The 9,177-nt window shown below is 58.2% G+C and carries 6 protein-coding genes; 4 read left to right on the forward strand and 2 right to left on the reverse strand.

Annotated elements, in window-relative coordinates:
- Window positions 1-416 (reverse strand): LysR family transcriptional regulator (locus AC0L3A_RS39065; RefSeq protein WP_473256405.1); only part of this gene is annotated, 416 nt, incomplete at its 3' end.
- Between the two features lie 308 nt (window positions 417-724).
- Here AC0L3A_RS39065 and AC0L3A_RS39070 point away from each other — a divergent pair.
- Window positions 725-1,318 carry an NAD(P)H-dependent flavin oxidoreductase gene (locus AC0L3A_RS39070; protein ID WP_473256406.1) on the forward strand — a complete coding sequence of 198 codons (594 nt, stop codon included), beginning with the start codon at window positions 725-727 and terminating at the stop codon, window positions 1,316-1,318.
- Between the two features lie 246 nt (window positions 1,319-1,564).
- Here AC0L3A_RS39070 and hemN read toward each other — a convergent pair whose 3' ends face one another.
- Complete coding sequence (gene hemN / locus AC0L3A_RS39075) at window positions 1,565-2,899, reverse strand: oxygen-independent coproporphyrinogen III oxidase (protein WP_473256407.1); 1,335 nt, start codon at window positions 2,897-2,899, stop codon at window positions 1,565-1,567.
- Window positions 2,900-4,286: 1,387 nt separating this feature from the next.
- Here hemN and AC0L3A_RS39080 point away from each other — a divergent pair.
- The 3 genes from AC0L3A_RS39080 to AC0L3A_RS39090 all read left to right on the forward strand — a co-directional run.
- On the forward strand, window positions 4,287-4,835 hold the full coding sequence (locus AC0L3A_RS39080) for a VOC family protein (protein WP_473256408.1): 549 nt from the start codon (window positions 4,287-4,289) through the stop codon (window positions 4,833-4,835).
- Between the two features lie 83 nt (window positions 4,836-4,918).
- Window positions 4,919-6,211 (forward strand): aminotransferase-like domain-containing protein, encoded by a 1,293-nt coding sequence (locus tag AC0L3A_RS39085; protein ID WP_473256409.1) that lies wholly within the window; start codon window positions 4,919-4,921, stop codon window positions 6,209-6,211.
- Between the two features lie 245 nt (window positions 6,212-6,456).
- Window positions 6,457-9,177: AMP-binding protein (locus AC0L3A_RS39090; RefSeq protein WP_473256410.1), on the forward strand; the 2,721-nt coding region annotated here is incomplete at its 3' end.

Genomic DNA, 9,177 nt, shown 5'->3' on the forward strand with positions numbered 1-9,177 from the left:
TTGCGGGAAACCACATTGTCGACGAGAACTGCCGTAGGGCCGGTCTCGATCTGGACGTCAACGTCGGGATAGGCGATCGCGTATTGGGTAAGCAGAGGCGGCAACCGTAAGGCCGCCGTCGTCTCCATCGAGCCGATGCGCAATTCGCCGCTTGGGAAGGCCTCGTCCTTCACTGCGCGATGAGCCTCTGCCAAAAGCTCGCTGATCCGGTTGGCGTAAGGGAGCAGCCTGCTCCCCATCGAGGTCAGCGTCACTCCCTTTTTGGACCGGTGAAAAAGCTGGACCCCCAGCTGAACCTCGAGAGCCCGAATCCGCTGCGTCACATTGGACTGCACCGTGTGGAGCTCGTTTGCCGCCCGGCCGATCCCGCCCGCCATTGCCACCGCCGTAAAGAAGTTGAGGTCGGTGCTGTCCATGGGTCATCTCCCCTAATGATGACTTTGATCAAAACTAATCACTTTTCCGTTGTCAACGTCTGATCTAGCGTTTGCATGGAAAAGGCGGATCGCGCCTGAGCGAGGACGGAAAATGGGCATCAAGACGAGATTGACCGACTTTTTGGACTCGAGCATCCGATCATACTGGCGCCGATGGACCCCGCCTCCGGCGGCGAACTCGCGTCGGCCGTTTCCGCAGCCGGCGCGTTGGGCATGCTGGGGGGAGGTTATGCCAACCGGACCTGGTTCGAAGAACAATCGGCCAAGGTGAGCCGCCCGGACGTTGGATGCGGTTTCAAACATGGGCTCTGGCAAACGATCCTGGCCTGCTCGATCGTGCTTTGCAGCGGCACAACAGGGCGATCATGCTCTCATTCTCGGATCCCGAGCCCTATGCGCCGCAGGTGAAGGAAGCGGGCGTTCCGCTCATCTGTCAGGTACAAACACTTGAGCACGCGAAGCGCGCCATCGACGTCGGAGCCGACGTCGTGATAGCGCAAGGCACCGAGGCAGGTGGCCACGGGCTAACGGCGCGTTCCACGATGCCCTTCGTTCCGGCGGTCGCCGATCTGGTGGCAAAAAGGGCTCCTCATGTCCTCGTGGTTGCTGCAGGCGGCATCGCCGATGGACGCGGCGTGGCTGCAGCTCTGATGCTCGGTGCCGATGGGGCATTGATGGGGACGCGCTTCTGGGCCACGCAAGAATCGGTGATCCATCGCAATGCAAAGGAAAAGGTGGTGACCGCCACAGGCGACGAAACGATCCGGACTCGTGTCTACGACGTGGTTCGCAAAAAGCCGTGGCCCTCAGAATACACCGGAAGGCTCATGAAAAATGGCTTCATCGAGCAGTGGCACGGCCGGGTAGTGGTGGTGATGTGATGAACCTTGTCCAGGTGCGTGGCCATGCCGCGCCGGCAGTCGGGGCGGCAAATTCCCGGCCGCAATGCGTCCAGCTGTCTCGCTGCTAGGGCCGGGGCGGCTCTCGTCGCACAGCTGCCCACGGCGTCTATTACCAATTTTGAGCTGTTTGTGATTGTACCAGGCGAGCGAAACTCGTTCGCCACGCTTCCTGGCGCGCACAGCGAAAGGGAATGCATTTCATCCGATTATCGCTCCTTGGCTGTCTTAACAGGGCGGTCTGCCAAGATAAGAATCGAATGCGGCTGCCACAGCTCGAGTTAGAAAACGATGCTCCGGCCTCACGCGGATGAATCCCTTTTCCATTTGCACGATCCCATCCTCAACGAGCATCGCCAAGCGTTCGCCTGAACCGAGGAAAGAGACCGGGTCAAATCCATGAGTAACGCAAATTGCCGGCACATCGACCTGGAAATCGCACATTAGCCGCTCGATGATTGCGGCCCGGACGCGGTCTTCGAGGCTGAGGCAGTAGCCCTTTGACGTCGCCAGACGGCCGGCCTTGATTTGGCCGCTGTAGGAACCGGCTGTAACTTCGTTTTGGACGTAGCCGTCCCCAAGCCGACCGATGGCCGACGGGCCGAAGCCGATCACTTTATTGCAGGTGTCGGCCGAGTAACCCAGTGAGTTCCGCCGCAGACGACCGGCTTTCTGCGCCAGCGCGAGCTCATCGTCCGGCAAGGCGAAATGGTCGAGTCCGATTTGGCGGTAGCCCGCTGCAATCAGTGTATCGGCCATCGCGGCGGCCTGTTCTGCACGGGCAGGGGTGTCTGGCAGCGCTGCCTCGTCAATCAGGCGCTGATTCTTCTTAAAGGAAGGCACGTGCCCATAGCTAAATACCGCAAGCCGGTTTGGTCGCATGGCCACCGCCGTAGTCGCGGTCTGAATGCAGGACTGCACCGTCTGATTTGGCAGGCCGTAGATGAGGTCGAAGTTGATGCGGATTATTCCATGCTGCCGCAACGTTTCGACGGCGCGCTCTGTTTGTGCCTCACTCTGGACGCGGTTGATCGCCTTTTGAACAATTGGATCGAAGCTCTGGACGCCGAGGCTCGCGCGGTTCACGCCGGCAGCTGCTAACCCTTCGGATTTGGCGAGCGTGAACGTGCGCGGGTCGATCTCAACAGCGACGGCGGCCGTTTTCGAAAGCGCAAAGCGGCGGCGCAGAAATTCCATCAGCCGCCGGAACTCCGCTGCCTCAATGAGGGTCGGCGTTCCACCGCCGAAGTGCACGTCGCTCACAGGCAGCGGTTGCGGCACCTGCGCCGCGACCAAATCGATCTCCTTACGAAGAACGGCCAAAAACTCTAGGATGGGTGAATCCCGGCGAGTGATGCTTCGAGCGAAGCCGCAATACCAGCAAATCGATCGACAGAACGGAACGTGGAAGTAGAGCGACACCGAGTCATTAACCGGCAGGCGCTGCAGCCATTTCTCAGAGGCGTCGGCGCCGACCTCTGTGGAGAACTGGGCTACAGTTGGATAGATGGTGTACCAAGGAAGGCGAGCATCGCAATACTTTTCTAGAATCGACGTCTGCAACGATTGTTATCCCATGTTTGCGGAGTTTGTGGTCGCAAGCGAATTCTTTTGCATTCCTTTGTTTGCCGACAGTAATCCGGAGTGCCGCTAGGCAATTGGGAGCTTGCGTGACGGCGGATATGCTGACGAAACACGCTGTTGGATAGCAAGGCGTTCCTCTCGAAGACAGAGAACAATTGCTGCAGGCGAGATCCTCGAATCAACACGGCCACGGCGAGGTCCTAGACTCAACTCCGCTTCGGAAGCTCCAATGTTCACCAACGAGAGATCGATCAGGGCCGTTGACGCCTCTGGAGCTCGAACTGCCTCACGACCTGACTCGTGCGAGGTTCATTGACCAAGATTCATTCCCCCGTAATCTTCATCAACTGACAAGGTTGGTAGTTGACTTCTGCGTAGCCTATTCTCCGTCGATCCAAGGATCCTGCGCCGGTTTGGGGCCGCCCAGGTACGTAGTCGAACTTCACTAATGCGAGCATTGTCGGATTGCCTCGTTCGTGGGTCTCGCGGAGCGAGAGAGCATTGTGACCAGGAAGGGTGATCACGGGCAATTGCTCTTTAGCAATCGCCGCCATCGACCGTCCGCGTTGTTGTGTTGAGCTGTGTCTCGTTCAAGACGTCGATGTCCCAAGCCGGACAGTAAGACGGCAGCATTCCGCGAGCGCAGCGAGAGGTGCGCTGTTTCTTCAGGAAACGATCGCAGAACATCATTGGCACGCCGGTTGCTTGAGATGTGGGTCATCCGTTACGACCACGATCGCAGCGCTTGTTTAAGAGTTCAGATGAAGCTTCCTCGATTGATCCAAATCAGTGCCATTCTGATGCCAATGCTGACGCCGATGTTGCCGCGCCCGTCAAGTGCGTGGCCGTCGCGCGGCCTCTCATCTCCTGATGGCGCTTTCGGTCTCCCCGCGAGGACAGGATTGCTCTGCACCCGGAACTGGACGGAACGAGACCAGTCAAGACGTGCTGCGCACCATGTTCGAGGCGATGTGCCACAAGCCGTTCCAACAGAGTGGTCTGGCGGACGTCCGCCTCTAGCACGGCGATCTGACAGCAGCACCAGCGGACGCGCAGGCGGTATTTTCGGAGCTAACAAACGGCGGGATGCCGTCGGTGTTCGCTCGTAGCTAGGCAATTAGCCGATGCAGGACGGTTGGGAACTTCGAGAAGCAATGAGGCGCCGAGAAGAGCTCAAAGCCAAGCTCTTCCGCGCGCAATTGGATGTGGCCAAGCGTAAGGCTGAGTTGGTGGACCTCGAGCACAGGATTCTGAAGAACCTTGACGCTAGCACTGAGCTGATCTGCTGGTAGCAGGATTTGCCTGTCGCTCGCCCGATGAGGTCGCTTCGGCCTGATCGTCGGATGTGTGATCGAAAGAGGGTACTATGCAGAAAACGATCGATAGCAAGCTCGGAGTGGGTGCGGCTTCCGATGACATCCGGGCAACCGAGAGTGCTGTGGCGCAATTTCGCGGGATCGATCATATTGCGATTGCTGTGCTCGATCTTGAGGCCTCAATTCAATTCTTTCGGGACGTGCTAGGTTTTGAGTTGAAGCGCCGTTTTCGCATCAAGGGTCAAGCGACGGGCATGCTAGCTGCTGAGTTCGAGAGCAGGGGCATCAGGTTTGTTTTGTGTCAGGGTACTGAGCCGGCCTCTCAGGTCTCAGAGCTCGTACGGCGTCACGGCGTTGGAGTTGCTCATATCGCTCTTGAGGTCGACGACGTGGATGCCGCTGTAGAGACCCTAAAGTCTCGAGGTCTGGAATTTGACACGAATGTGATACGTGGCCCTGGACTGACACAGGCCTTCTCGAGCCGCTCCATTGAGACTGGGCTTAGCTTCGAGATCATTCACCGAGATGGAGAGAGTGGTTTCCTCGAATCGAACGTCCAGCAGCTTTTTGACCAGCTTGAACAATCCGGAAAATACTGAGCGAAGAGGCGTAGGGCCTTAGACCTCCAGTCGTGCTCAGACGTAGGCCTGGCCTCCATGGCTCCGTCCTCCTCCAAGGCTCCATGATGGATTTCCGGATACAAAGTTCGGCAATGAATTTCCTGAACGAGGTCTCGAGTCGGTTTCCCTCAGCTGTCTCGCTTGCGTCTGGTAGGCCGAGTGACCGGTTTTTCGATAGACTCAACCCCCATGCGCTGTTGAATGCATTCGGTGTGTATCAAAGGTCCTGGGCTGGCGATCGTGGCCAAGTATGGTCTCAGTTGTTGCAGTATGGTCGAACAGCGGGAATCATCAACGAGCTTGTTGCGCAACAGGTGCGATCCGATGAGGGGCTCCCCGCTAAGGCGGATCGCGTCCTGATCACCTCAGGATGCCAGGAAGCGCTCGCTCTCTGCCTGCCGGCGCTGTGTCCCGAATCTTCGGATGTGCTCCTGGTCTGCAATCCCACCTATATTGGAGCAATTGGTGCAGCTAATGCTGCGAGGGTGCCTATTGCAGCGTTGTCCAACTCAGCGTCTTGCGTTGCAGACGCGATCGAGTCCGCCGTTGTGCAATTGGGCCGAATTGGTCGAAGAGCTCGGGCAATATATCTTATTCCTGATTTTGATAATCCGACGGGACGCGTCCTCGATGTGGTCGCACGACGGGAGATCCTCGAAGTGTGCGCCAAACATCGGATCGTCGTTTTGGAGGACAATGCATATGGGGCATTTCGGTATGAAGGAGATGCGGTGCCTCCGCTGGCCGTTTTGGATGAGGTCGGAAGTGTTATCTACCTGTCCACATTCTCCAAGACGCTAAGCCCAGCTCTTCGCGTCGGAGCAGCAATACTGCCCGATACCATCTTTGGAGACGCAGGTGCTTGCCGGACACTTTGGGAAGATCTGGTTCAGCGCAAGAGTTTCGTTACCGTGAATACGAGCCAAATTAGCCAAGCGATTGTGGCGGGGCTCTTGATCGAACAGCGGACAAGCTTACGTGGCTGGATCCGGCCGGCGCTGGATTGGTATCGTGCAAATCGCGACCTTATGTTGTGTCAGCTGGACGATGTGTTTTCGCCTTTGTCGGACCAGGTTCGATGGAATCGTCCTGCCGGCGGCTTCTTTCTGACTCTCGATCTTCCTTTCAGATTTGACGCGAACACCGCGGACGAGTGCGCAACGCATTACAATGTCATTGTTATGCCGATGAGCTTCTTCGCACTGGATAACTCTCAAGACTGCCGGATCCGATTGGCGTTCAGCTCGGTTGCTCCGGAGCAAATCTCACCTGCTGTGAGAGGTTTAGGTCATTATGTGGCGCGGCGCGTCGGGCGGGAATTGCCCGGGCTACGCGACGGCTTGGCTGGAGCGTGAAGCTGGCCCATCGGTCTCCTCCGGTGCACGCCGGCGCGCGTCTCTCGGTGGCCACACGCTCGGCGCGTCACACACGGGGAGGTTTTGTCATGGACGTGGGTTACGAACATCACGACATATGTGTGTTGGCCTCATCGAGTTGCGAAGTCGGCGATTGGGGTGGGCAACGACCTGCAGCCTCGCCAATTGGTTCTACCGTCTTTGTTGGTGGTGGTACGCTAGGTATTAGGTGTGCAGAGCTAGCAATGGAGATGGGCTACGTCATCGGCGCGGCCCTGTGCGCGGACGCCATCTTCCGCGATTGGGCCGCTCGCGCCAATTTCTTGTGCCTAGCGAGCGTCGAAGAGCTTGCCACGTTCCTCAATACCGAACCGGTGGACTGGATAGTTTCTGTTGCCAATCCTTTCATATTGCCGGCGGATGTGTTTGGTCGAGTGCGTCGAGGCGCTTTCAATTACCACGACGGTCCCTTGCCACGATATGCGGGAACTCATGCGACGTCTTGGGCGCTGCTGGCCCAAGAGACCGAATATGCCATCACGTGGCATCGCATAGATGATGGTGTTCATACGGGTGACCTGGTGGTTCAACGCCAAGTCCTGATTGGACCTACCGACACCGCGCTAAGCCTGAATCTTAAATGTTATGAAGCCGGAGTCGAGGGATTCCGCGAGCTTTTAGGCGGCTTAACGAACGAAAGGCTTGCCGCCCGTCCGCAGGCGCTAGCGGACAGAAGCTATTTTCCGAGGCACCGACGCCCAGATGCTGCGGGCTGTCTGCGCTGGGATAGATCCGCGCAAGATCTCTCAGCGATGACGCGGGCCTTAGATTTTGGGCCGCATCATTCCAATCCTTTATGTCTGTCCAAGGCTCTTGTGGGCAATGACATTGTCGCAGTCAGGTGCTTGGAGGTGTCGTCTGGCCGCTCGGGTTTATCGGCGGGTTCACTGGTTGAAATCCACCCCAGCCACTGGCGTGTGGCGACGGGTACAGAGGATGTTGGTGTTTGGTTTGACAGGCCCGATGGTCAGGCTCTGGATGCGCGGGCACTCGCGAGGCAGTCCGGTCTGGATCTAGGGCATCGCCTCTGGATTCTAAGCGATGACGAGGCTCGGGGCATAACTGTTGCCCATGAAATGCTGGCGCCTCGGGAGAGTTTTTGGCGGCAGCGGCTTGAGCAGTTCAAAATATTGCAGCCTCCGTTTCTGTCGGGTTCAGAAGCTCCGACTCCACCCATGCGGCAGTCGACTTCGTGGCTCATTCCGAGTGCTTTGGCTAAGCTGTCGCCATTTGATCGCACGGAGCACCTAATAACTGCTTGGCTGACCTATCTCAGTCGTGTCACTGGCGAATCACAGCTCCAATTGGGATGGACGCCCGCACAGAATGGATCGCGGGCCCGGTTGAAGGCGGCGGAAGTGATTGTCGCTTCCGTCGTGCCTATGGAAATTACGATTGAACTTGGTCATGATTTTGCAGAGGTCCGCAGGGTGGTCGCCGCCGAATGCGCCAAGCTGAGCGAGCACGATAGCTTTGCGCGGGATGTGATCGCGCGCGCTCCGAGCTTGCGGGGGAAGGAGGCGCTACGATCGCGCCGACCCTGGCTGATTGGCGTTACGGTTACGGCAAATAGCTGTTCTGCCGCTGGTGATCTGGCTTCGAGCCCGCGTTCCGAGACAACCCTATCCGGTGATTTGCTAACGTTTGAGGTATGCGCTCTGGATGGGAGCTTCCGATGGCACTTTGATGCGAGTCGCTTGGCGCCCAAGCAGATCGACCGCATGACGCAGCATTTGCAAAGCTTGTTATGTGCTGTGATGGCCGATGCGCGGCAACCGGTCGGGCGGATTGAGCTGCTGTCGTCCGCTGAGCGCGCCTACCTGCTGGAGGAGTTGAACCGGACGGCGGCGCCCTATCCGGCGGAGCGGTGCATCCATGAGCTGTTCGAGGCGCAGGTGCGCCGGACGCCGGACGCGGTGGCGGTGGTCTGCGAGGGCGAGCGCGTGAGCTATGGCGAGCTCAATGCACGGGCGAACCGCCTCGCGCATCATCTGATCGGGCTCGGGGTCAAGCCGGATCAGCCGGTGGCGATCTGCCTTGAGCGCAGCGTGGCGATGGTGGTGGGGCTTTTAGCGGTCCTCAAGGCCGGCGGGGCGTATCTGCCGCTGGACCCGACCTATCCGTCCGCACGGCTGCGGCAGCTCCTCAACGATGCGGCGCCGCGACTGCTGCTGGCCGATGCGGCGGGGCGTGCCGCGCTGGGCTGTGATGCGTTCCTCGATCTGACGGTGATCGATCTGGAGACGGCGACGCCGGCCTGGGCGAACCTGCCGGAATCCAATCCGGACCCACGCGCCCTCGGCCTGACCTCGCGCCATCTCGCCTATGTAATCTACACCTCAGGATCAACCGGCACGCCCAAGGGCGTCATGGTCGAGCATCGCGGATTGGTGAATCATACGACCTGGCAGGTGAATCGCTTCCAATTCGGTACCCACGACGTTTTCTTGCAGCGAACCTCCCCCGCATTTGATGCCGCCGTATGGGAGCTATGGACAGCTTTGTCGATTGGGGCACACTCAGTTCTTCTTCCTCTCGACCGACAATTAGATATTCGAACAATTTTAAATCTACTGGATAAGTACCGAGTAACGGTTCTGCAATTGGTTCCATCGCTTCTTTCAGCATTGCTCACGGTCAGTGACGTCGAGCAAAAGCAAATCGATTCTCTGCGCTACATATTCTGTGGTGGAGAGGTCCTTAGAAAAGAACTAGCCACTAGATGGCTGCAAATGGCATCGCAGCCACTTGTCAATCTCTATGGACCTACTGAGGCCACGATTGCCTCGACAGCTTGGCTTTATCCCGCTGGATTTGACGGGTCAGTTGTCCCGATTGGCCGGCCGATCGCGAACACGCGGATCTACCTGCTGGACGGTCTTGCTGCGCCCGTTCCGTTCGGGGCG

Source organism: Bradyrhizobium sp. MI1.3 (assembly GCF_055811695.1).